The sequence below is a fragment of the Pseudomonas sp. JAI111 genome, assembly GCF_024809425.1.
In the GTDB taxonomy this organism is placed as follows: domain Bacteria; phylum Pseudomonadota; class Gammaproteobacteria; order Pseudomonadales; family Pseudomonadaceae; genus Aquipseudomonas.
Genome location: NZ_JANUCB010000005.1, coordinates 363,603 through 387,662 on the forward strand (window position 1 = coordinate 363,603; position 24,060 = coordinate 387,662).

Annotated in this window: 21 protein-coding genes; 7 read left to right on the forward strand and 14 right to left on the reverse strand. The window is 61.2% G+C overall.

Translation table 11 applies throughout. The annotated features are described in order from the left end of the window. Positions 1-19 precede the first annotated feature (19 nt). On the reverse strand, positions 20-1,129 hold the full coding sequence (locus HNR03_RS18485) for a PilT/PilU family type 4a pilus ATPase (protein WP_259155064.1): 1,110 nt from the start codon (positions 1,127-1,129) through the stop codon (positions 20-22). A 121-nt stretch (positions 1,130-1,250) separates the two neighbouring features. On the opposite strand from HNR03_RS18485, the gene HNR03_RS18490 reads away from it, so the two are divergent. Together HNR03_RS18490 and HNR03_RS18495 are read left to right on the forward strand one after the other, a co-directional pair. Then, positions 1,251-3,794: a PAS domain-containing protein gene (locus tag HNR03_RS18490; RefSeq protein ID WP_259155065.1), complete on the forward strand. Its 2,544-nt coding sequence runs from the start codon at positions 1,251-1,253 to the stop codon at positions 3,792-3,794. Between the two features lie 66 nt (positions 3,795-3,860). Further along, on the forward strand, positions 3,861-4,136 hold the full coding sequence (locus tag HNR03_RS18495; RefSeq protein ID WP_007898282.1) for a peptidylprolyl isomerase: 276 nt from the start codon (positions 3,861-3,863) through the stop codon (positions 4,134-4,136). A gap of 126 nt (positions 4,137-4,262) precedes the next feature. On the opposite strand, the gene HNR03_RS18500 is transcribed toward HNR03_RS18495, so the two are convergent. The 8 genes from HNR03_RS18500 to HNR03_RS18535 all read right to left on the reverse strand — a co-directional run bounded on the left by HNR03_RS18500 (position 4,263) and on the right by HNR03_RS18535 (position 10,976). Then, positions 4,263-5,195, reverse strand: coding sequence for a sugar kinase (locus HNR03_RS18500; RefSeq protein WP_259155070.1), 933 nt, complete (start codon positions 5,193-5,195; stop codon positions 4,263-4,265). 140 nt (positions 5,196-5,335) lie between these two features. After that, complete coding sequence (locus HNR03_RS18505) at positions 5,336-6,553, reverse strand: amino acid deaminase (protein ID WP_259155071.1); 1,218 nt, start codon at positions 6,551-6,553, stop codon at positions 5,336-5,338. A gap of 39 nt (positions 6,554-6,592) precedes the next feature. Next, positions 6,593-7,357, reverse strand: a complete 765-nt coding sequence (locus HNR03_RS18510; protein ID WP_090183462.1) for an IclR family transcriptional regulator — start codon at positions 7,355-7,357, stop codon at positions 6,593-6,595. A gap of 145 nt (positions 7,358-7,502) precedes the next feature. Continuing rightward, a complete protein-coding gene (locus HNR03_RS18515; RefSeq protein WP_222586440.1) occupies positions 7,503-7,892 on the reverse strand; it encodes a RidA family protein in 390 nt (129 codons plus the stop codon). A 45-nt stretch (positions 7,893-7,937) separates the two neighbouring features. Further along, positions 7,938-8,744 (reverse strand): amino acid ABC transporter ATP-binding protein, encoded by an 807-nt coding sequence (locus HNR03_RS18520; RefSeq protein ID WP_090183459.1) that lies wholly within the window; start codon positions 8,742-8,744, stop codon positions 7,938-7,940. Next, positions 8,741-9,403, reverse strand: a complete 663-nt coding sequence (locus HNR03_RS18525) for an amino acid ABC transporter permease (RefSeq protein WP_208668001.1) — start codon at positions 9,401-9,403, stop codon at positions 8,741-8,743. The genes HNR03_RS18520 and HNR03_RS18525 overlap by 4 nt, the downstream gene beginning before the upstream one ends. Before the next feature lie 9 nt (positions 9,404-9,412). Further along, entirely contained in the window at positions 9,413-10,075 is a 663-nt protein-coding gene (locus HNR03_RS18530) for an amino acid ABC transporter permease (RefSeq protein ID WP_008015908.1), read from the reverse strand. A 52-nt stretch (positions 10,076-10,127) separates the two neighbouring features. After that, positions 10,128-10,976, reverse strand: a complete 849-nt coding sequence (locus HNR03_RS18535) for a transporter substrate-binding domain-containing protein (RefSeq protein WP_259155072.1) — start codon at positions 10,974-10,976, stop codon at positions 10,128-10,130. Positions 10,977-11,320: 344 nt separating this feature from the next. Between HNR03_RS18535 and HNR03_RS18540 the strand changes: the two genes are divergently transcribed. Further along, positions 11,321-11,764, forward strand: a complete 444-nt coding sequence (locus HNR03_RS18540; RefSeq protein ID WP_259155073.1) for a co-chaperone YbbN — start codon at positions 11,321-11,323, stop codon at positions 11,762-11,764. A gap of 76 nt (positions 11,765-11,840) precedes the next feature. On the opposite strand, the gene HNR03_RS18545 is transcribed toward HNR03_RS18540, so the two are convergent. Continuing rightward, entirely contained in the window at positions 11,841-12,707 is an 867-nt protein-coding gene (locus HNR03_RS18545) for a LysR family transcriptional regulator (protein ID WP_259155074.1), read from the reverse strand. 164 nt (positions 12,708-12,871) lie between these two features. On the opposite strand from HNR03_RS18545, the gene HNR03_RS18550 reads away from it, so the two are divergent. Then, positions 12,872-14,410 (forward strand): MFS transporter, encoded by a 1,539-nt coding sequence (locus HNR03_RS18550; protein WP_259155075.1) that lies wholly within the window; start codon positions 12,872-12,874, stop codon positions 14,408-14,410. A gap of 63 nt (positions 14,411-14,473) precedes the next feature. Next, on the forward strand, positions 14,474-14,731 hold the full coding sequence (locus tag HNR03_RS18555; protein ID WP_259155076.1) for a DUF2790 domain-containing protein: 258 nt from the start codon (positions 14,474-14,476) through the stop codon (positions 14,729-14,731). On the opposite strand, the gene HNR03_RS18560 is transcribed toward HNR03_RS18555, so the two are convergent. Next, complete coding sequence (locus HNR03_RS18560; RefSeq protein ID WP_259155077.1) at positions 14,728-15,132, reverse strand: MerR family transcriptional regulator; 405 nt, start codon at positions 15,130-15,132, stop codon at positions 14,728-14,730. The two genes, HNR03_RS18555 and HNR03_RS18560, sit on opposite strands and share 4 nt — an antisense overlap. Positions 15,133-15,209: 77 nt before the next feature. Between HNR03_RS18560 and HNR03_RS18565 the strand changes: the two genes are divergently transcribed. Continuing rightward, a complete protein-coding gene (locus tag HNR03_RS18565) occupies positions 15,210-16,433 on the forward strand; it encodes an NADH:flavin oxidoreductase/NADH oxidase family protein (protein ID WP_259155078.1) in 1,224 nt (407 codons plus the stop codon). Positions 16,434-16,517: 84 nt separating this feature from the next. Beyond that, positions 16,518-18,242, forward strand: a complete 1,725-nt coding sequence (gene poxB, locus HNR03_RS18570) for a ubiquinone-dependent pyruvate dehydrogenase (protein ID WP_259155079.1) — start codon at positions 16,518-16,520, stop codon at positions 18,240-18,242. 119 nt (positions 18,243-18,361) lie between these two features. On the opposite strand, the gene HNR03_RS18575 is transcribed toward poxB, so the two are convergent. The 3 genes from HNR03_RS18575 to cobN form a co-directional block, all read right to left on the reverse strand. After that, positions 18,362-18,907, reverse strand: a complete 546-nt coding sequence (locus HNR03_RS18575) for a VWA domain-containing protein (RefSeq protein WP_310504567.1) — start codon at positions 18,905-18,907, stop codon at positions 18,362-18,364. Between the two features lie 119 nt (positions 18,908-19,026). Continuing rightward, positions 19,027-20,031, reverse strand: a complete 1,005-nt coding sequence (locus tag HNR03_RS18580) for an ATP-binding protein (protein WP_259155175.1) — start codon at positions 20,029-20,031, stop codon at positions 19,027-19,029. 161 nt (positions 20,032-20,192) lie between these two features. After that, a complete protein-coding gene (gene cobN / locus HNR03_RS18585; protein WP_259155080.1) occupies positions 20,193-24,059 on the reverse strand; it encodes a cobaltochelatase subunit CobN in 3,867 nt (1,288 codons plus the stop codon). Position 24,060 lies beyond the last annotated feature (1 nt).

The following is a 24,060-nucleotide window of genomic DNA, read 5'->3' on the forward strand; positions in this document are numbered from 1 at the left end:
ATCTCCTGTGGGAGCGGTGTCAATCCATGAGGCCCCATTCCCCGGAGGAAGGCTGGGTGGATGGCGCCGCATCGGCATGCAACTTCAGCCGCAGGCGAAGATTGTTAACCGAATCCGCATGCTTGAGCGCTTCTTCCTCGCTGATGGCCCCTTCGACCACCAACCCATACAACGCGGCATCAAACGTCTGCATCCCCAGTTCCACCGACTTTTCCATGATCCCCTTGAGATCGGCAAACTCGTTGCTGCGAATCAAATCGGCGATGGTCGGCGTGCCCAGCATCACTTCCACCGCTGCCCGACGCTGCCCGTCGCGGGTGCGCACCAGCCGTTGGGAGACGAACGCCTTGAGGTTGTTGCCCAGGTCATGCAGCAGTTGCGCGCGGCGCTCTTCGGGGAAAAAATTGATAATGCGGTCCAGCGCCTGATGGGCGTTATGCGCATGCAAGGTGGAAATCACCAGATGGCCGGTGTCGGCGAACGCCAGTGCGTGTTCCATGGTTTCCCGGTCACGGATTTCGCCGATCAGTACCACGTCCGGGGCCTGGCGCAGGGTATTTTTCAAGGCAGCGTGAAAACTGCGGGTATCGACCCCGACTTCACGCTGGTTGATGATTGAACGCTTGTGGCGATGGATATATTCGATCGGGTCTTCGATGGTGACGATATGGCCGCTGCTGTGACGGTTGCGGTAATCGATCAGTGCCGCCAGCGACGTCGATTTGCCCGAGGCGGTAGCACCGACGAACAGCATCAGGCCTTGCTTGAGCATCACGGTTTCGAGCAGCACCGCCGGCAGCTTGAGGTCCTCGAAGCGTGGAATGTCGAGCTTGATATTGCGCGCCACGATTGACACATCGTTGCGCTGCTTGAAGATGTTGACCCGAAAGCGGCCGATGCCCGCCAGCGAAATCGCCAGGTTCATTTCCAGTTCACGATCGAACTCCAGACGCTGTTCGGCGTCCATGATGGACTCGGCAATGGCCGCGACCTCCCCCGGTTTGAACGGCTGATCGGCCAGCGGCTTGAGCACGCCGTCGAACCGTGCGCTGGGTGGCGCACCGGTGGACAGGTAAAGATCGGATCCGTCCTGATGGGCCAGTATCCGTAACAACACATCGATTTCCATGGCAAAAAGCACCCGCGAAGCATTCAATGAAAAAATAATGACCTGAAGCGGGTCATCCAGCGTCTATCGCCCTGCAAGGATAGTAGACGCCGCCACACCGACTTAAGTGCAGGACAATTTGATGAACGCATCACCGACGGGCAGCGATGCCCAGGCCCTGATTGCCAGAATGGACTGGGCAAGCACCCCGCTGGGGGCTGCCAGTACCTGGCCACAGAGCCTGCGCACCGCCGTGGACATCGTGATTCATTCGCCGATGCCGATGTTGTTGCTGTGGGGCCCGCAGCTGACGCAGATCTATAACGACGGCTTTGCGCTGCTCGCTGGCAGCAAGCATCCACACGCTTTCGGACAACCTACACACCAGATCTGGCCAGAACTCAAAGACTTTACCGACCCTATTTACAGCGCCGTCCTACAAGGCCAGGTGCGAACCTACAGCGAACAACGCTTTAGCTTTACCCTGCAACGCGATGGGCGGGATTCGGACTTCTGGCTCGACCTGACCTACAGCCCGATCCGCGATGAAAGCGCCGAGGTTGCCGGAATTCTGGTCACGGCCATCGAAACCAACGAACGCCGACGCATCGCCCTGGAGCTCGAACAACGCTCGGCCGCCAGCCTCAAGGCTCAGCAAGAAACCGAACAGCGCCTGCAACTGGCGCTGGCTGCGACCGACGCCGTGGGCACCTGGGACTGGGACATCGGTGAGGACCGCTTCATCGCCGACGCGCATTTTGCCCAGTTGCACGGCGTCGATCCTGCGCTTGCCGGTCAATTGCCGATCACTGAATACCTTCAGGGTGTGCACCCGGAGGACCGGGGGATGATTGCCCGCAGCATCAAACAGTGCATCGCCAATGGCAGCGAGTACGCCGAGGAATATCGCTTGCTGCAACCCGATGGGCAGCAGCGCTGGGTGTTTGCCCGGGGTCGTTGCTACAAGGACCACCATGGCCGGCCGATCCGCTTCCTCGGCGCCGCACTGGACTTGACCGAGCGCAAACACACCGAACAGGCCTTGCGCCAGAGCCAGACCGAGCTGCAACTGATCATCAACGCCATGCCGATCCTGATCAGCTACGTGGACAGCGAAGAACGCTTTCGCCTGAACAACGCCGCCTACCTCGACTGGTACGGGCTGACGCCTCAGGAGCTGTATGGCAAAACCGTCCGCGAAGTGCTGGGCGAAGAAGCCTATGCCTTGCGCGCCGAATACATTGCCCTGGCACTGTCCGGCAAACCTTGCAGTTTCAGCATCAATACGCCGCACCGCGACGGAAGTCTGCGCCACGCGTTGATGAATTACCTGCCGCGCCATGGTCCGGACGGCGCCGTGAACGGTTTCTACATTTTTGTGATCGATGAAACCGAGCGCAAACAAACCGAAGAAGCCCTGCGCAACCTTAACGACACCCTTGAGGAGCGGGTCGCCGCGCGTACCCGGCAACTGGCCGAGGCCAACCAGAAACTGCAAAACGAAATGATCGAACGCGAGCGCGCTGAAGAGGCGTTACGCCACGCACAGAAGATGGAGGCGGTCGGCCAGCTCACGGGCGGCATCGCCCATGACTTCAACAACATGCTCACCGGGATCATCGGCAGCCTCGACCTGATGCAGCGCTACATCGCTGACGGGCGCGCCGCCGAAATCGGCCGTTTCACCGAAGCGGCGGTGTCTTCGGCCAATCGCGCGGCCGCACTGACCCATCGTCTGCTGGCGTTCTCCCGGCGCCAGTCGCTGGATCGCAAGCCGCTTAACGCCAACGAACTGGTGCATTCGCTGGAAGATCTGCTCAGTCGCACCAAAGGCGATCACATTGAGCTCAAGCTGCAATTGGCCGACGAGGTGTGGCCGATCAGCACCGACGTCAGCCAACTGGAAAACGCCTTGCTCAACCTGGTGATCAACGCCCGGGACGCCATGCCCGATGGCGGCGAATTGCTGATTGAAACCGCCAACATCTACCTCGACGGCACTGACATCACCACCCTGGAACCTGTCAAGGCCGGGGATTACGTGATGATTGCCGTCAGCGATAACGGCACCGGCATGACGCCTTCGGTGCTGGCCAAGGCCTTCGACCCGTTCTTCACCACCAAACCCATCGGCCAGGGCACGGGCCTGGGATTGTCGATGATCTACGGTTTCGCCCAGCAATCAGGCGGTCACGTCAGCCTGTACAGCGTGCCCGGCCAGGGCACCAGCGTGCGGTTGTACTTGCCACGGCTGCACGTCCTGGAACCGCAAAACGTCCTGATGCCATCGACTGGCGAGGCGCCGCCAGCGATTGCCGGTGAAACCGTGTTGTTGGTGGAAGATGACCCAGCGGTGCGCATGCTGGTGCTCGACCTGCTCAACGAGCTGGGTTATCACGCCCATGAAGCCGAAGATGCGAAGGCCGCCCTGCCCTTGCTTGAATCCGACCTGCGGGTCGATCTGCTGGTGACCGATGTCGGCCTGCCGGGAATGAACGGTCGACAACTGGCGGAAATCGCTCGCCAGCATCGTCCGGCCCTCAAAGTGCTGTTCATGACCGGTTATGCGCAGAAGGCGGCGGAACGCCAGGGCTTCCTGGAAGAAGGCATGGACATGGTCGCCAAGCCCTTTTCCATCGACCTGTTGGCCAACAAGATTCGCACGATGATCGGCCAACCGGAGTGAGTTGAGGCATAATCGCGCGCCCCACGCTGGCACCAACATAGCCATCACCGTTGCAAGGTACTGCCAATGAAAGCTCAAGCCCGCCATATTCTGGTGAAAACCTCGGAAGAAGCCGAGCAGCTCAAACAACGCATCGCCAAGGGCGAAGCCTTCGATGTGCTGGCCAAGAAGTACTCCACCTGCCCATCCGGCAAACGCGGCGGCGACCTGGGCGAAGTGCGCCCCGGGCAAATGGTCGGGGTGATCGATGCGGTGATCTTCAAAAAACCGCTGCGGGTGGTGCATGGGCCGATCAAGAGCAAGTTTGGGTATCACCTGGTGCAGGTGTTTTACCGGGATTGATGGGGTGGGCTTCAGGGCCCCATCGCGAGCAAGCTCGCTCCCACGTTGGATCTGCGGCGCACACAAATCCCCTGTGGGAGCGAGCCTGCTCGCGATCCGACTGCGAAGCAGACGGCCATTAACCCCTTACTTAGGGATTAACGCCCCCGGCACCTGAATCACCCGACTCGCCAATCGATGCCCGGCCTCGGCCGCTTCAACCGGGCTCCCGCCCTTGAGGCGACAGGCCAGATACGCCGCACTGAACGAATCTCCCGCCGCCGTGGTGTCGACCACTCGCTCGACCTTCTGCGCAGGCACTTCAAATGACTCGCCATCACACCGAATCAAACAGGCCTCGGCGCCGCGTTTGAGCACCACTTCAGGCGTGCCGATCTGCTCGTAAGCGGCAAACACCGCCGCGCTATCGGAAAAGTGAAACAGCGCTTGCTCATCATCAACGGTCAACAATGCCAGGTCGATATAAGGCAGGACGCTGCGATACGCCGCTCGCGCCTCTTCGACCGAGGTCCACAAACGTGGCCGGTAGTTGTTGTCGAATACGATCCGCGCATCGCGTTGCCGGGCTTCGATCAGGGTTTCCAGCAACCTCTCTCGGCCTTGCGCGCCGAGCACCGCCAGGGTGATGCCGCTGAAGTACAGCACGTCGTAATCCGGCAATGCCGCCAGGATCGGTGCGGCGGCCGGGGTGGTGAAGCAATCGCGCACCGCCGCTTCATTGCGCCAATACAGGAAACGCCGTTCGCCAGCGGCATCGGTTTGAATGCAGTACAAACCTGGCAATCGCCCGGTCAGGCGCTGGACCATACCCAGTCCGACATTTTCACTCGCCCAGCTCTGGCACATGGCATCGCTGAAACTGTCATCGCCCAGGGCGGTGACGTAATCGACGACACCGCTTGAGCCCAGTTCCCGGGACAAGTAGACCGCCGTGTTCAAGGTATCGCCGCCGAAGCTTTGTTGCAGGCTGCCGTCGGCGCGCTGCTGCAGTTCGATCATGCACTCGCCGATCAGGGCGATGCGCGGCGTGTGGGGGCCGAGGGTGCTGATGCTGGTCATTGTCATGGGTCTCTGGTGTTGCGATGTTGTCTGGTAGGCCGCCATCGCGAGCAGGCTCACTCCCACAGGGATTGTGTGAGCACTGAAGATCCCATGTGGGAGCGAGCTTGCTCGCGATGGCCGCACCTCGGTCTGAAGGCTTAGAAACAGGTTTCCATGGTTTCGATGACATTCAGCTGCTCATCCACCAGACACCCGGTGCGCCATTTGTCGAACGTCAGGCACGGGTGGGAGGTACCAAACGAAATGATGTCGCCCACACGCAACTCGATCCCCGGGGCCACGGTCATGAAGGCGTGCTGGTCCATCACTGCCGTCACCTTGCACGCGCTGACATCGTCGCCGCTCGCCGGCACGACACCAGCCTTGTAACGCAGCAGCGGCACCGGCAACCCCGCGTCGTAGGCGACGTCACGTTTACCCAGGGCAATCACCGCAAAGCCCGGCTCAGGCAACGACTGCACGTGGGCCCAGACTTCCAGCGCCGGGCGCAGCCCCTCGTGCAGATCACTGCGGCGATCGAGCACGCAGCATTGCGCTTCTTTGTAGATGCCATGGTCGTGCGCGACATAGCTGCCAGGGCGCAACACGCTGAGGAAGCGTCCGCTGGCGTTCTGCGCTTCGAACTCTTCGGCAATCAAGTCATACCAGGCCGACCCGGATGCCGTGATGATCGGTTTGGGAATCGCAAAAGCTCCGCTGTCCTGCAACTGCACGGCCAGACGCACCAGCGACCCGGCGAAGGCGCGGATGCCCGAGACTGCATGATCACCGTGGATCACACCTTCATAGCCTTCGATGCCAGTCAGAGCCAACGCTGGCTGGGCGCCGATGGCTTTGGCCAGCTCGATCACTTCATCTTCGGTGCGGCAACCGCAACGTCCGCCGACCACGCCGTACTCGATCATCACGTTCAAGCGCACACCGCGGGATGCGAAATACGCCCCGAGGTCAGCGACGTTGTCCGGGTGATCGACCATGCAGTGGAACTCGAATGTCGGGTCGACCAGCAGGTCGGCGATCAGCGCCATGTTTGGTGTGCCGACCAGTTGGTTGGCCATCAGCACCCGGCGCACGCCGTGGGCATAGGCGGCACGAGTCTGCGTGGCGCTGGCCAGGGTGATGCCCCAGGCGCCGGCGTCGAGTTGGCGGCGGAACAATGCCGGCGTCATGCTGGTTTTGCCGTGAGGCGCGAGTTCGGCGCCGCTGTTGCTGACAAACGCCTGCATCCAGCGAATGTTGTGCTCCAGCGCCTCGCGATGCAGCACCAATGCAGGCAGGCTGACATCGCGTACCAGGTTGGCGCCGGTCTGGGCAAAGCCCTTTTCCACAGCGGCAGTATTTTGGGCAGTAGACATGGTCGAACTCCTCACATTCGCGGCCGCAGGCAGCCGCGGTTATTCGTTGATGCGCCGGGCGAGGCTATTGGCGCTGTCGATCAGCACCCGGCGATAGTCGTTGTAATTGTTTTTCGCATCGGCGCGAGGGGCGACGATGCACAGGGTCGCAATGGCCACGCCGCTCGGGTCTTTGACCGGGGCGGCGAAGCAATGGGTGAAGGTGTCGGCGACGCTATCGAAGGAGAAAAAGCCATCGATGTGCGCCTGACGGATCTCACCGAGAAATTGCTCCAGCGGCAGGCGTTCGCCGTTGGGCAGGATGAAGTCGTCGTGATCGATCAGGTCGATGATTTCCTGATCGCTCAAGTGCGCCAGTAACAGGCGCCCGGAAGCGGTCCAGGGAATCGGCGCGTTTTCGCCGATGTCGGAGGAAATGCGGAAATGCCGCTCGCCCTCCTTCATCAACGCCACCGTGTATTTGCGCCCGTTGAGCAGGCACATCTGGGCGGTTTCATGGGTCTGGCTGACGATTTCCTGCAGGGCGTGATCGGCCTCGCGCGTCAGGTCGAAATGACGCAAGTGCGCCTGCCCGAGGAAGTACAGCTGGCGGCCGAGGTAAACATGACCGTCCTTGCCCACAGGTTCCAGAATCCGTCGTTCCAGCAGCGAGGCGACCAGTTCGTAGACCGTGGATTTCGGGCTGCCAATGCCGCTGGCGATTTCGTTCGGGCGCAGCGGTTTGCCGACTTCCTTGAGGAAATCGAGGATATCGAACGCCCGGTCCAGACCGCGTGCCCGGCGCTTGATGGTGTCTTCGGTCATTTCTGTGGTTCCCATACAATTCGCCGGGAGTTTACCTAGAGTGCTGCGTCGACCGTTAGGCCGTCATCGCGAGCAAGCTCGCTCCCACATTTGGAATGCATTCCCCTGTGGGAGCGTGGCTTGCCCGCGATGGGCGCGACTCGGTTCAGGCCTTTTTCTTGTAAGCGATGCAGTCGATCTCGACCTTGCAATCGACCATCATGTTCGCCTGCACACAGGCCCGGGCCGGGGCGTGTTCGGGTTTGAAATACTCGGAGAAGACCTTGTTGAAACTGGTGAAATCCCTTGGGTCCTCCAGCCACACGCCAGCACGCACTACGTCTTCCAGGCCATAACCGGCCTCTTCGAGAATCGCGATCAGGTTCTTCATGGTCTGGTGGGTCTGCTCGACGATGCCACCGATGATGATCTCGCCATCCAATGCCGGCACCTGCCCGGACACGTGCAGCCAGCCATCGGCTTCAACGGCGCGGGCGAAAGGGCGAGGTTGACCGCCAGCGGCGGTGCTGCCGGTGCCGTAACGAGTGATGCTCATGAGTGTTTCTCCTGATTGAATCGTGAAAATGCTTTTGAAAAAAAATCAGAACCGCGTGTTCTTGAGAAACTCTGCCAGACGTGGTGATTGCGGGCGTTCGAACAGTTCCTTGGGAGGCCCCTGCTCTTCGATCCGCCCCTGATTCATGAAAACGATCTTGTCCGAGACCTCAAACGCAAAGCGCATCTCGTGGGTCACCAGCAGCATGGTCATGCCATCTTCGGCCAGCCCCTTGATCACATTCAGCACTTCGCCAACCAGTTCCGGGTCGAGGGCCGAGGTGACTTCGTCGAACAGCATCAGGCTGGGGTTCATCGCAATCGCCCGGGCAATCGCTACGCGCTGTTGCTGGCCGCCGGACAACTGGCCCGGGTAGTGATCGCGCCGCTCCAGCAGGCCGACGCGTTCCAGCCACTTTTCTGCCAGGGCAACGGCCTCGTCCTTGTGCAGTTTCTTGACCTTGAGCAAACCCAGGGTGACGTTCTGCAACGCGGTGAGGTGCGGGAACAGGTTGAATTGCTGAAACGCCATGCCGGTCATCGCGCGATGCCGGGCAATGACCTTTTCCGGGTGCCGCACGCGTTTGCCGTTGACCTCGTCATAGCCGATGGACTCGCCGTCGAGCATGATCTGCCCGCCCTGAAACTCTTCGAGCATGTTCACGCAGCGCAGCAGCGTGGTCTTGCCCGAGCCACTGGAACCGATCAGCGTGACCACGTTGCCGCGCTGCATGGTCAGGTCGACACCCTTGAGCACTTCGAGCTTGCCGTATTGCTTGTGCAGGCCGCGAATGTCCAGCAGGGCCTGACCGTTTTGAGGATCTTTTGCGTTAGAGAGCGAAGGTTGAGTCATGGCAAGGCCACCCGCTTTTCAATGTGCCGGCCGAGTAATTCGATGGCGTAGTTGATGACGAAAAACAGAAATCCGGCGAACAGGTAAAACTCCAGGGTCATGAAAGTCCGGGCAATAATCTGCTGCGTGCTGAGCAACAACTCGGCCACACCGATCACCGACAGCAAGGTCGAGGCCTTGACGATCTCGGTCGATGAGTTGACCCACGTCGGCAGGATCTGCCGCAGCGCCTGAGGCAACAGCACGTAACCGAGCGACTGATAAAACGTCAGGCCGATGGCCTTGCTCGCTTCCATCTGGCCGCTGGGCAATGCCTGCAATGCGCCGCGCACGATCTCGGCGACGTGAGAGCCGCAAAACAATGTCAGCCCCAAGGCACCGGCCTGAAACGCACTGATCTGCCAGCCTAGCGCCGGCGCCATATAGAAGCAGGCCAGCACCAGCACAAACACCGGCGTGCCACGAATGATGTCGACATAAAAACGAAACGGCGCGCGCATCCAGACATTGCCGTAGGTCAGCACCAGACCGGCGACAATGCCGACCAGCGTGCCCAGCAATATCGCCAGCGCCGAGACTTGCACACTGGTCAAGAAGCCTTGCCACAGCACTTCGCGGGCAACCCATAACTCATGCAGCCAACTGGGTGATTCGTACATGGGGGCCTCCTATCGGCGGATCGCCAGACGCTGCTCGAGGTAACGCAGCATCATGGCAATGAGGTAACAGGCCGCAACATAGAGCGCTGTGGTCACCAGCCAGGTTTCAATCACCCGGTAGCTTTCGACATTGATCTTGCGCGCGTAATAGGTCAGCTCCGGCACGGCGATCGCCGCCGCCAGCGAGGTGTCCTTGAACAGCGAAATGAAGTTGTTCGACAAGGCCGGCAGCACATTGCGCAGCATCACCGGGACGGTGACGTACGCCTTGACCTGCCACTCGCCGAGCCCGATGGCGAGTCCGGCTTCACGCTGCCCCTTGGGAATACTCAACAAGCCACCCCGGAACACTTCGGTCAGGTACGCTCCGGCATACAGCGACAGGGTGATGATGAACGACGGAATCTTGTCCAGGCGGATGCCCAGGCTCGGCAAGGCAAAGTAGATCAACAGAATCAACACCAGAATCGGCGTATTACGGATCACCGTCACATACACCGACGCCAACACCCGCAATGCGCGGTGCTTTGAAAGCAAAGCAAACGCCATCATCAGGCCGATCACGCAGCCGATGGCGATCGACACCAGTGCCAGTTCAAGACCCAGACCGAGCCCCGCCAGCAAGGTGTCGAAATCGCGCCATACGGCGGCAAAGTTCAACTGATAGTTCATGGTCAGCAGTACCTTGAGCGGGGCGATTCAGCATCGCCCTGCTCTCACGGGATCATTTGAATTCGACAGGGAAACCGATGGCCGGGGTCGGCAGCTCGACGCCGAACCACTGCTTGAAGGACGCCGCGTAAGTCGGGAACTCAACGCCGGTCATGGCTTCATGCAGGGTGGTGTTGACGAAATTCAGCCAGTCCTGATCGCCGCGTTTAACCGCGCAGGCGTAGGTTTGCGGGCTCCAGGCGTAGGTCGGGCTGCGATAGCGGCCTGGGTTCTGCACCATCAGGTATTTCACCGACGACTGATCGGTGGCCGCCGCGTCGGCACGACCGGAGTTCACGGCCTGGTACATCAAATCGACGCTGTCGTACTGATCGACCTTGGCCTTGGGCAGCGCCTGATGCACCAGTTCCTCGGCGTACACGTTCTGCAACACCGCCACGGTCACGCTGTCGTTGGCGGCCTTGAGGTCTTCGATTTCCTTGTACTTGCTGTTGGCCGGCAGCAGCAAGCCGACGCCTTCGCGGTAGTACGGCAGCGTGAACGCCACTTGCTGGGCGCGGCTGGCGGTGACGGTGATGAACTGGCAACTGATGTCGACCTTGTCGGTCAGCAGGTTGGGAATCCGCGCATCGGAAGACTGCACCACGAACTCGACCTTGGTCGGATCGTTGAACAACCCCTTCGCGATCATGCGCCCGATGTCGATATCAAACCCCTGCAACTTGCCATCCGCTCCCTGGAAATGCCACGGCGCATTGGTACTACCCGTGCCCACAATCAATTTGCCGCGGGCCAGCACGCTATCGAGCTTGCTGTCCGCCGCCTGGGCCATACCCATGGCAGCGGCAGAAGCCGCGAGAACAAAAACACACGCTTTTAACAAGGAAGGTCGGCGATGCATGGCAAGCACTCCAGGGTGATGTGTATTCCGTTATACCGGACGTTGGTGTGTAACAACGGAATAGACAGCAGAAAGTGTGCCACAGGTTGCGGGGGGAATGTAGGGGGGATTGAAAAGTGTTTTGAATCAAAAGGATGGGTTCAAGGTTCGAATCGACGTTACCAATCGCAACCTTCAAAAAACGCTACCGTTGGCCACAACGCACGGGTACTTGCACCACAATCAGGGCATAGCGATTCAAAATGATGCAGATCACTACCTGTAATTTCTGACAGTAGACCCACCCCCGCACACTCCTTTACCGTCTACGAACGCTCGATGTCGTTGTGAAAAGGAGTTTTTCAATGAGCTCGAATCTCAGCCAACCCCCTCTGGCCCCGATCTATCGCAAGGCCCTGAGAACCTGGCGTCCGGTGATTCTTTATTTCGGCAGTCAACACTGTCCCGCCTGTGAAATGGCCGGGCCGATCTTTCGCAGGATCGCCGAGACATATCGGCATTTCGCGCACATTTATATGCTCGACATAGGCGAGTCGCCTCGGCATCCGTGCGTCACCGGCTCACCGACTGTGCTGTTTTATAAAGAGGGGAAGTTGGTAAAAAAGCTCAAGGGGATCGGCACCGAGGACACCTTGGCGCAAGATTTCGCCCGGCACATCGGCAAGGTGAGACCGCCAGCGGTGAAGCGCGAACAGATTCACGACTTGATGTGGTTGCGCCAGAGGTTGCGCCGGGTGTGCACTGTGCCTCGCGCCACGTCGCGCTTGAGCCGTGGGGCCTGGCGGTAATCTGTGGCATTTGTGTGATTGGAGAGATCGCTATCGCGAGCAGGCTCGCTCCCACATGTTGGTGAAGCTTTTGCTCTCAAGGCTTCCTGGACTGCTCGATGTACCTGGCCACCGCCGCCGATTTCTCGAACCGCCGATAAATCAGCGACAACCACGACGTCGCCGCGCAGCCTTTGATGGTCCGGTACACCACGCCGGGCAACCCGACATGCCCGACCACCGACTCCGGCACCACCGCCACGCCCTGCCCCAATGACACCAGGGCAATCACCGCCACCAGCCCGCCCGGCTGTGCCCCCAGTTTCGGCGCAAATCCGCCCTCGGCGGCGACTTGCAAAGTGCCGCTGATTTGTTCCGGCAGGATGAATGTCTCGCTCTGCAAATGCTCGGGAGCGATCTCCGGCAGTCGACACAGCCACGACTCGGTAGAAAGCGCCAGCACAAAGCCTTCTGCGTCCAGGCGAATGGCTTCCAGGCTATCCGGCAGGGTCATGGGCGAGCGGACATAACCAATATCGAATCGTCCCTCCGCCACCATTGCCGGCAACGAGACCATGGGGCTTTCCCGAACGTTCAGGCTCACGTCGGGACACTCGCGACTGAAGGCCTGCACCTGTTTTTGCAGAAACCCCGAATAAACCGCCGACGCTACGTAACCCAGTTCGATATGGCCAATATCCCCACGTCCGGCGCGCTGTGCATTGTGCTGGGCGTATTCGAATTGCCGCACCGTCGCCTCGGCTTCAATCACCAGGGCAGCGCCGGCTTCGGTCAGGCTGACTTCACGGGTCTGGCGCACGAACAGCCGCGTGCCGAGTTCGCTTTCCATGTCCTGGATCTGTCGAGTCAACGTGGGCGGCGCAATGCCGAGTTGTTCGGCGGCGCGGGTGAAGTTGCCATGCCGGGCAACGGCCAGAAAGTAGCGGAAATGCCGTATGTCCATGGGTGCATTAGCTCAAAGGTAATGAAGTCCCGATGCCAGGCTAATAAAGCCGGCAATCGACCGCGATAAGCTCAACTGCAATCACAGTAGAGAGCCAACGCCATGCACGTCAAACCCCTCGTAGCTGCCGCCGTCAATAGCCTTGCCCAACAGGCAATCGCACCATGAGCCGGGTCAGTCCGCGCCTGACACTGCTGACGGCTTCCGGCGTCTGCTCATTGATCGTTCTCGACACCAACATTGTCGCCGTCACCCTGCCGACCATCGCGCGTGACCTGGGCGCCAACTTTGCCGACATCGAATGGGTGGTCAGCGCCTACATGCTGGCCTTCGCGGCGCTATTGCTCCCGGCGGGCAGTCTCGCTGACCGTTTTGGCCGGCAGAAAACCCTGCTCTGTGGCCTGGGCATTTTCATCCTCGCTTCCATCGGTTGCGGCGCGGCGCCCACGGCGTTGTTCCTCGACATCGCGCGGGCGATCAAAGGCGTTGGCGCGGCATTGTTGCTGACCTCGGCCCTCGCCTCCATCGGCCACACCTTTCACGATGAAGTGGAACGGGCCAAGGCCTGGGCGTTCTGGGGCGCGTGCATGGGCGTGGCGATGACCGCCGCGCCGACAATCGGCGGGCTGATCACCGAATACGTGGGTTGGCGCTGGATCTTCTTCCTCAACCTGCCGGTGGGCGTGTTGTTGATGGTCATGGTCTGGCGCGCGGTGCCGGAGTCTCGCGACCCGCAGTCAGCGCGCCTTGATCCTTGGGGCAGCCTGGCGTTCAGTGCGAGCTTGCTGTGCCTGATCTGGGGCTTGATCGAGGCCAACCGGATCGGCTGGAGCAACCCGACCACCTACGCCCGGCTGTTGGGCGGCGCGGTGCTGATGGGAGTGTTTGTGCTGATTGAACGGATGCAGCGGCGGCCGATGGTCGACCTGCAATTGTTCAGGCATCCGCGTTTCATCGGCGCCCTGCTCGGCATGTTCGCCTACGCCGGTTGCGCCCAGGTGATGATGACGCTGCTGCCGTTCTACCTGCAAAACGGACTGGGTTTCTCGGCCATCGCGTCGGGGCTGGGGATGCTCCCGTTTGCCGCGACGATGCTGTTGTGCCCGCGAATCGGCGCTCGGCTCGCTCATCACTATGAGCCCGCGACATTGATGGCGGCCGGTTTGACCCTGGTGGGCAGCGGCAACCTGCTAAGCGCCTGGGTCGTCAGCAGCGGCGGCTACGCGCCCTTCGCACTGGCGATTGCGGTGACAGGGGCTGGTGCCGGCCTTTTAAACGGCGACACGCAAAAAAACATCATGGCTTGCGTGCCCCGCGAACGCACAGGGATGGCGTCGGGCATGAGCACCACCATGCGTTTCAGCGCGATCGTGCTGGCCATTGGCGTGTTCGGCGCGTTGCTGTCCAGCCATACAGAATTGTTGCTGCGCACCAGCCTGTCGACGCAGGGCGCGCAATGGCTCAGTCAAACACAAGGCATTGCTTCGCGGGTGGTCGCCGGGGACATGAGCGCCGCCATGAACATGCTGCCGCAAGCGGCACGCCCACTGGTCGAGCCGTTGGCGCGCCAGGCGTTCGTCGGCGGTTTCAGCCTGCTGCTTCTGGTCGCCGGTTTGCTCGCGTTACTGGGCGCGGTGGTGGTGGGCACGTTGATGCGTAACCCGATTCCGGCACAGAAAAATACTGCCCTGAGCCTGGAATAAACCAAAACGGGGCTCGTCGTACTGCCACTGAAATCGTTCAGTAGCCACCACGAGAGCCCCATCATGAAAAGCCTTCTGCCCGCCCTGTTCCTGATGACCCTGAGTGGCGTTGCGGCCGCTGCTTCCGTCGACAACGCCAGCGCGTCGAACGTCGAGGACTACACATATTCGACGCCCCTGAAGATCGCCAAAGTCCTCAACATGACCAACGGCGATTATTGCGGCATCGGCACCCGGGAGATGACCTACATCGACACCAGTAACGTCACCCACACCTTGCGTTACCAAGCCTATGGCGACAGCTGCATCGACCAGAACTAATGCTTGAGCGACGCCAACACCCGCTCGGCATTCGCATCGCAGGCCATCCCTTCAGGTTTCGCCTGGATGTTTTCGATCAACCCCAGCAACTGCGCCTTGCTTTGGGCCAGGTGCAGTTGCATCGCTTCAATCTGTTCGACTTTACGTCCCAGGCTCGCCACCAGTTCATCGTGATCAAACGCGCCCGTCACCCTGTCCGGCAACAGCAGCTTCAGCTCATCGAGGCTGAACCCGGCCTGCTGCGCGCACTGAATGATCTTCAGGGTTTGCAACACTTGCGGTGGGTAACGCCGATATCCGTTGGGCAGGCGCTCCACTTGGGGAATCAAGCCCTGAACCTCGTAGAACCGAATGCGCGATGCGTTCAAGCCACTCAACCGCGCCAATTCACCAATCTTCATCACGGCCTCATTTGACTGCTTGACATTAAAGTTAACTTTAAGCTTAGCCTCTTCGCTTTACTGATGAGGAGTCAAGCATGTCGCCCTTCCAAGCGTTCAATCTGCCCAACGGTCAGACCCTCGTTAATCGCATCGCCAAAGCCGCGATGGAAGAGAACCTCGCCGATGCCCATCAAGCGCCGTCCAAGGAGCTGTTTCAGCTGTATCAGGCCTGGGCGCAGGGCGAAGCTGGACTGTTGCTGACCGGCAACGTGATGATCGACCGCCGCGCCATGACCGGCCCCGGTGGTGTGGTGCTGGAGGACGAACGCGATTTTGGACGGTTCCGTGAGTGGGCAACCATCGGCCGCTCCGGTGGCGCGCAGTTCTGGATGCAGCTCAATCACCCCGGGCGCCAGACCATGGCTAACCTTGGGCAACAAGCGTTGGCGCCATCGGCCGTGGCGCTCGACCTGGGTTCGTTTTCCAAGATGTTCGCCGAGCCCAGACCGATGTCTGAAAGTGACATTGCCGAAGTCATCAAACGCTTCGCCACCAGCGCGGCCCTGGCTGAAAAGGCCGGGTTCACCGGGGTGCAGATCCATGCGGCGCACGGTTACCTGATCAGCCAGTTCCTCTCCCCCTTGACCAACCGCCGCACTGACCGCTGGGGTGGCACCCTGGAAAATCGTGCGCGCCTGTTGCTGGCGGTGGTCAGCGCCGTGCGTCAAGCTGTGTCGCCGCAGTTTTGCGTAGCGGTCAAACTCAACTCCGCGGACTTCCAGCGTGGCGGTTTCGATGCCGACGATGCCCGCCAAGTGATCCAGTGGCTCAACGATCAGCCCATCGATTTGCTGGAGCTTTCAGGCGGCAGCTACGAAGCCCCGGCCATGCAGGGCGAAGCCCGTGACGGCAGGACGTTGGCGCGAGAGGCCTACTTTCTGGAGATGGCCGGCGAACTCGCCAGCGTGGCGCGGATGCCGGTCATGGTCACTGGCGGCATCCGGCGCCTGGCCATCGTCGAACAGGTGCTCGACAGCGGCATCGCCATGGCCGGGATCGGCACCGCGCTGGCCCTCGAACCGCAGTTGGTCAAACACTGGCGCACAGGTCAAAACAGCCATCCACAATTGCCGCCGATCCGCTGGAAACGCAAACCGTTGGCCGCGCTGGCGAGCATGGCCGTGGTGAAGTTCCAGCTGCAACGCCTGAGCCGTGGACGCAAGCCTCGACCTGACGTTTCGGCTGTCTGGGCACTGATCCTCGATCGCGTGTACATCGCCCGGCGCACGCGCCAGTACCGACAGGCGATGGCCAAGTAAAAGCAAATCAGGGTGAGTCATGGTTGCCGTTGGGTTGTCCTCTTCTTATTCCGAGGACAATTCATCTGATCACTGGAGCACCCCATGGCGAAAATCACCATTGCCCAGCAACTGGCAACCACTCTTGAACAGGCCGGCGTCAAACGCATCTGGGGCCTGACAGGCGACAGCCTCAACGGTCTGACTGAAGCCCTGCGCACCATGGACAGCATCGAGTGGATGCACGTGCGTCACGAAGAAGTCGCGGCGTTCGCCGCCGGTGCCGACGCGGCAGTCACCGGGCAACTGGCGGTGTGCGCCGGCAGTTGCGGGCCGGGCAATTTGCATTTGATCAATGGGCTGTTCGATTGCCACAAGAACCATGTGCCGGTGTTGGCCATCGCAGCGCAGATTCCCTCATCGGAAGTCGGCCTGAATTACTTTCAGGAAACTCACCCGCAGGAACTGTTCAAGGAGTGCAGCCACTTCGTTGAACTGGTGAGCAACCCGGCGCAGATGCCCCAAGTGCTGCACCGTGCGATGCGCAGCGCGATTCTCAATCGTGGTGTCGCGGTGGTGGTGATTCCCGGTGACGTGGCCCTGCAAGAAGTCGAAGACAATCTCAAGCCCTGGCCAGCGCTTTCCAAACCGCGCACCTTGCCTGCGCCTCAGGACCTCGATCGGCTGGTCGAATTGTTGAGCCACAGCAAAGCCGTGACGCTGATGTGCGGCGCCGGTTGCGCGGGCGCTCACGATCAAGTGGTGGCGTTGGCCGATGCGCTGGGTGCGCCTGTGGTGCACGCATTGCGCGGCAAGGAGCATGTGGAGTGGGACAATCCGTTCGACGTCGGCATGACCGGATTGATCGGTTTCAGCTCCGGCTATCACGCGATGCTCAACTGCGACACGTTGGTGATGCTCGGCACTGACTTTCCCTATCGGCAGTTCTACCCGACAGACGCGACCATCATTCAGATCGATCACGACCCGCAGGCCCTGGGGCGCCGAACCGCGCTGGATTTGGGCATCGTCGCGGATGTCAGCGAAACCCTTGCGGCGCTTCTGCCTCGCTTGCCTTATCAGGGTGACCGGAGTTTTCTCGAGTCCTCGCTCAAGCACTATGAAAAGGCCCGCCAGGGTCTTGATGACCTGGCTCAACCCTCATCGCCGGGTCGGCCGATTCATCCGCAATACCTCACGCGTTTGCTCAGCGAACTGGCTGATGACGATGCGATCTTCACCGCCGACGTCGGTACTCCAACTGTCTGGGCCGCGCGTTATCTGAAAATGAATGGCAAGCGCCGACTGCTGGGCTCGTTCAATCACGGCTCGATGGCCAACGCCATGCCCCAGGCGATCGGTGCACAAGCGGCGTTCCCGGACCGGCAGGTTATTTCACTGTCTGGCGATGGTGGTTTCAGCATGTTGATGGGTGACTTCATCTCGTTGGCGCAGTTGAAGCTGCCGGTGAAAATCATCGTCTACGACAATGCCTCACTGGGTTTCGTCGCCATGGAAATGAAATCCAGCGGGCTGCTCGATACCGGCACGGACCTGCACAATCCAGACTTCGCCGCGATGGCCAACGCCATGGGCATTCTCGGGATTCGTGTCGAAGATTCCGAGGCGCTGGAACCGGCGTTGCGCCGTGCGCTGGCCCATGACGGCCCGGTGTTGGTCGATGTGGTGACGGCGACTCAGGAACTGGCGATGCCCCCGACCATCAAGCTGGAACAGGCCAAGGGCTTCAGTTTGTACATGCTCAAAGCGGTCATGAGCGGGCGTGGGGATGAGGTGATAGAGCTGGCGCGGACTAATTGGTTTCGCTGAATAATGCGTCGATCCCATCGCGAGCAGGCTCGCTCCCACACTGGATCTCTGGCGGTCACAAAATCCTGTGGGAGCGGCGCTTCGAGTTGCCCGCGATGGGACCTTAAGCGGCATAACAGTCAGACCGAAATCAGCTCATCAATGTGTCGATAATCCGCTGCCAGCGCCGCGGCCAGCTGTTTTGCCCGACCGAGCCGAATCGGACCTCGCTCAATATCAATCAGCAGCCCCGGACACTCCAGCACCGACAGCACGGGCCATTCTTTGACCCGTCCATCGGTCACCAGCACCAGCCTTTGCTGCTCCGCCGGGAAGCGCTTCTGCCGTGTCGCCAACCAACGCCCCGCCTCTCCCAGCGCCGCCAGCAACGGCGTACCGCCGCCCGCGCCCAAGCCATCCAGCCAGGCGCGCAGGCTCGTCGATGCTTTCAAACCTTGCACCTGCCATGTCGGTACGTTGCCACTGGCGGTGAGCAACGCCAGACGTGCGCGTTGTCGGTAAGCGTCGTCGAATAATTGTGCGAGCAGGCCCTTGGCATCGCTCAACGCTTGATGGCGTCGGGTCGAGGCCGAGGCATCGACGATCACCAGCCACAGTTCATGAGGGAACCGCGTGCGCTGGTGGAACAGCAGATCTTCATGCTGTCGCGGACGCCCCTTGAGCAAGGTGCCAGGCCAATCGATCGTGCCGCTGCGCGCGGCGTGACGCCTGCCCTGTTTACCGTTGGCGAGGCGTCCTGCGCGGGGTCTGGCATTCGCCCCCGCGTCAGATCGAGGGCGAATGCCTAGGGCTTTTTTGGCCAGCTCGGCACTTCACGGCGCGCGCCGACCGGCAACGCCTGGGCGGGCATTTCGCCCCATTGGCCCTGGCCTTCGCCAGGGCTGGGGTTGGACGCTTGTGCGGAGGGAGGCTGATTGTTTTGCGGTGCCGGAGGTGAATGCTCACGACGGCGATGCCGCAAGGCAAACTCGGCGACAGCGTCGATGTCGTCCTCGGCGATGGCGTTTGCCCCGCGCCAAGCGGCATGGGCCCGGGCGGCACGCAACCAGACCAGATCGGCGCGCAAACCATCGACACCAGCGGCAAAGCAGCGCTCGGTAATCTGCGCCAGCGCCTCATCGTCCAGCGGGATGCTCATCAGCGTTTCACGCGCCGTCTGGCAACGTTCGCGCAGCGATTGCTGCCGGCTTTCCCACTGCGCGCAGAACGCTTGCGGGTCGCTGTCGAAATCCAGCCGCCGACGGATGATCTGGCCACGTTCTGCCGGTGCGGTGTGGCCACCGAGGGCGACGTTCAAGCCGAAACGGTCGAGCAATTGTGGACGCAGTTCACCCTCTTCCGGGTTCATGGTGCCGATCAGGACGAACTTCGCCGAATGCCGATGGGAAATGCCATCGCGCTCGATCAGGTTGGTGCCGCTGGCAGCCACGTCGAGCAACAGGTCCACGAGGTGATCGGGCAGCAAGTTGACTTCATCGACGTACAGCACGCCGCCGTCGGCCTTGGCCAATATGCCGGGGGAAAATTGCGCGCGGCCTTCGCTCAAGGCGGCGTCGAGGTCGAGGGTGCCGACCAGCCGTTCTTCGGTGGCGCCCAGGGGCAAGGTGACAAATTGACCGCTGGCGAGCAGGTCCGCGAGGCCGCGAGCCAGGGTCGACTTGGCCATGCCGCGCGGGCCCTCGATCAGCACGCCGCCGATTTTCGGGTCGATGGCGGTCAGGCACAAGGCGAGCTTCAAGTCATCGGCGCCGACCACGGCACAGAGCGGGAAATGCGGGGTGTCGGTCATCATTAAATCTCGGTCATGGTCGGTGATTTATCACAAACATCACGGGCAACTTCATCCCTGTGGGAGCGGGCTTGCTCGCGAAAGCGGTGTGTCAGGCGACATTAATGTGATGTGCCGTCGCCTTCGCGAGCAAGCCCGCTCCCACAGGGGTTCGCGGTGTATCAGCTGTCTTCTTCTATATCCAGCAATAAATTCTCCAGCGCCTCGCGGTACTCGCCCGGCGCCTTCCACATCCCCCGCTGCTGCGCCTCAAGCATGCGCTCGGTCATGTCGCGCAATGCAGCCGGATTATGCTCACGCACAAAATCCCGGGTCGCCGGATCGAGCAAATAGGCGTCCGCCAGCAACGCATATTGATGATCGTCGATCAGTTGCGTCGTCGCATCGAAGGCGAACAGGTTATCGACCGTCGCCGCCAGTTCAAAGGCCCCTTTGTAGCCGTGACGCTTCACGCCGTCGATCCACTTGGGGTTGGCCGCACGGGAACGGATCACTCGGTTCAGCTCTTCTTTGAGTGTGCGAATCTTCGGCAAGTCCGGCTGGCTGTGATCGCCGTGATAACTGGCCGCTGTTTCGCCGCTGAGGCTTTCCACTGCGGCGAGCATGCCGCCCTGGAACTGGTAATAGTCGTTGGAATCGAGCAAGTCGTGCTCACGATTGTCCTGGTTCTGCAGCACGGCCTGAACCTGACTCAGGCGCTGGGCAAATTGTGCGCGAGCGGCGGTGCCTTCATCGGCGCTGCCATAAGCGTAGCCACCCCAATTGAGGTAAACCTCGGCCAGGTCCTCGCGGCTTTGCCACAACCGACCGTCGATGGCGCCCTGCACGCCGGCGCCATAAGCACCGGGTTTGGCGCCGAAGATGCGCCAACCGGCCTGCCGTTTGGCCGCCTCTTCATCCAGCCCCGAGTGCATCAACGCTTCACGCTCGGCACACACTTTGGCGGCCAACGGGTTGAGGTCGTCCGGCTCATCGAGGGCGGCGACCGCTTGCACCGCTGCGTCGAACAGACGAATCAGGTTGGCAAAGGCATCGCGAAAGAATCCCGAGACGCGCAACGTCACGTCCACGCGCGGGCGATCGAGCAGGCTCAATGGCAGGATTTCGAAATCATCGACCCGCTGACTGCCCGTGGCCCAGACGGGACGCACGCCCATCAGCGCCATCGCCTGGGCAATATCATCACCGCCGGTACGCATGGTCGCGGTGCCCCAGACCGACAGGCCGAGCTGGCGCAAGTGATCGCCGTGGTCTTGCAAATGCCGCTCGAGAATCAGGTTGGCAGACTGGAAACCGATGCGCCACGCGGTGGTGGTCGGCAGGTTGCGCACGTCCACCGAATAGAAATTGCGCCCGGTCGGCAACACGTCCAGACGACCACGACTGGGTGCGCCACTGGGGCCGGCCGGGACGAAACGACCGCTCAGGGCATCGAGCAAGCCGCGCATTTCCGCCGGGCCGCAAGCGTCCAGGCGCGGGGCGACGATGTCTCGCAGGCTGTCGATGATGGCGCTGACGTCCGACAAACCGGCCTTTTGTGGGAGCGGGCTTGCTCGCGAAAGCGGTGAGTCAGGTAAATCAATATCGACTGACACTCCGCTTTCGCGAGCAAGCCCGCTCCCACAGGGTATCGGGGTGGCTTGAGGCTGGTTTAATGTCTGCGAGATCAGTTGAGCGGCGAACAGTTCGAGGCGTTCGCGGGTGTCACCCGCCGTACGCCAGGCTTCATCGTTAAGTGATTGCAGTTCAACGGGACGCGGTCCGGTCCAGGGCTCGGCCAGCGCACAGTCCAGCGGATCGAAGCCCAGCGCGAAGTCCTTGGCCAACGCCCGCAACAAACTTGATTGCGCGCCACGGCCGTCGCCACGGGGAATACGCAGCAACGCCAGCAACGTATCGATGCGCAAGCGTCCGGTCGGCGATTCGCCAAAGATGTGCAGGCCATCGCGAATCTGCGACTCTTTCAAGTCACACAAATACGTGTCCAGACGCGGCAGCCAGATCGCTGCATCGGCATCGCTGTCGAGCTTCTCGTCCAGCTGCAGTTCGCGATCGATGTGGGTGTCGCGCACCAGTTGCAGGATATCGCGCTGCAATTCCCGGGCACGGCGCGGATCGAGCAATTGTGCTTCGTAATACTCGTCGGCCAGCAGTTCGAGGTTGCGCAGCGGACCGTAGGTTTCGGCGCGGGTCAGCGGCGGCATCAAGTGATCGATGATCACCGCTTGTGTTCGGCGCTTGGCCTGGGCGCCCTCGCCCGGGTCGTTGACGATAAACGGATAGATATTCGGCAGTGGCCCGAGCAATGCGTCCGGCCAGCAGTTTTCCGACAGCCCGACGCCTTTGCCCGGCAGCCATTCGAGGTTGCCGTGCTTGCCGACGTGAATGACGCCGTGCGCGCCGTAGGTATTGCGCAGCCAGAAATAGAACGCGAGGTAGCCGTGGGGCGGCACCAGGTCCGGGTCGTGGTACACCGCGCTCGGATCAACCTGATAACCGCGCGCCGGCTGGATGCCGACGAAGGTCAGGCCGAAACGCAGCCCGGCGATCATCATCCGCCCGCCACGGAACATCGGGTCATTGTCGGGCGAGCCCCAGCGCTCCAGCACCGCTTGCCGATTGGTCTCGGTCAAGGCGTTGAACATCCGGTTGTAATCGTCCAGCGCCAGGCTTTGATGACACGGACGCTGGTCGAGCGTATCGAGGTCGTTGCTGACGCCTCCGAGCAATTGCTGGATCAGCGCGGTGCCGCTGTCGGGCAACTCGGCCGGCAGCGGATAACCTTCTTGATGCAGCGCGCGCAGGATGTTCAGCGCGGCGGCCGGGGTGTCGAGACCGACGCCATTGCCAATGCGCCCATCGCGGGTCGGGTAGTTGGCGAGAATCAGCGCAATGCGTTTTTCGCTGTTTGGCAGGCGTGCCAGATCGATCCAGCGCCGCGCCAGTTCGGCGACAAAATCCATGCGTTCAGGCTGCGCGCGATAGCAGACCACGTCCGACTGACTGCGCTCACTGCGCCACGCCAGGTCCTTGAAGCTGATCGGCCGGCTGATGATCCGACCATCCAGCTCCGGCAGCGCGATGTGCATGGCCAGGTCACGCGGGCCGAGGCCTTGTTCACTGGCACGCCAACCCGGCTCGTTGTCCTGAGCGCAGATCGCCTGAATCACCGGGATGTTGCGGCGAAACGGTCGCAGGTGCGGGGCTTCGGGGCTGGACTGGGCGAAACCGGTGGTGTTGAGAATCACCGACGCCGAGACGTGGTCCAGCAGGTCCTCGACCACCGTCAGGCAGCCGGGCTCTTTCAAACTGGCCACGGCAATGGGCAACGGGTTCAACCCCGCTGCCTGCAAACGCTGGCAGAACACATCGATAAACGCGGTGTTCGCTGCCTGTAAATGCGAGCGGTAAAACAGCACCGCCGCCACCGGCTGATCGGCTCGCCAGTCGGCTTGCCAGTCTTCAAGGTCGGCGGGGCTTTTTTGCGGGTGGTAAATCGCCGTGCGCGGCAGGGTTTGCGGCTCGGCCCAAACGTAATCGCGCGCCAGCCAGCGATTGGCCAGGCAGCGGAAAAAATCCAGGGCATTGTTCATGCCGCCCTGACGCAAAAACTGCCAGAGACGATCTCGGTCTTCCGCGGGAACGGTGCTCAGGTCGCTGAGTTCCGGGTCCGGGCGATCATCGCCGGGCACCAGAATCAGCTGCACACCCTGCTCCGCGAGCTGCACCAGCCGTTCGACGCCGTAGCGCCAATAGGCGATGCCACCGTGCAGCGAAATCAGAATCACCTTGGCGTGGCGCAGCACTTCGTCGACGTACAGATCGACCGAGGCATGGTTCTGCACCTGCATCGGGTTGGCCAGGCGCACGCTGGGGTAATCGTCCGGCAGCTGCTGCGCCGCTTCGGCGAGCAGCGCGAGGCTGGAATCGCCGCTGCACAGGATCACCAGCTCGGCAGGGGTTTGTCCAAGGTCGGCAATGTTGTCATCCGACACGAAACCGCCGGGCTGGGTCCTGAGCAGGTGCATG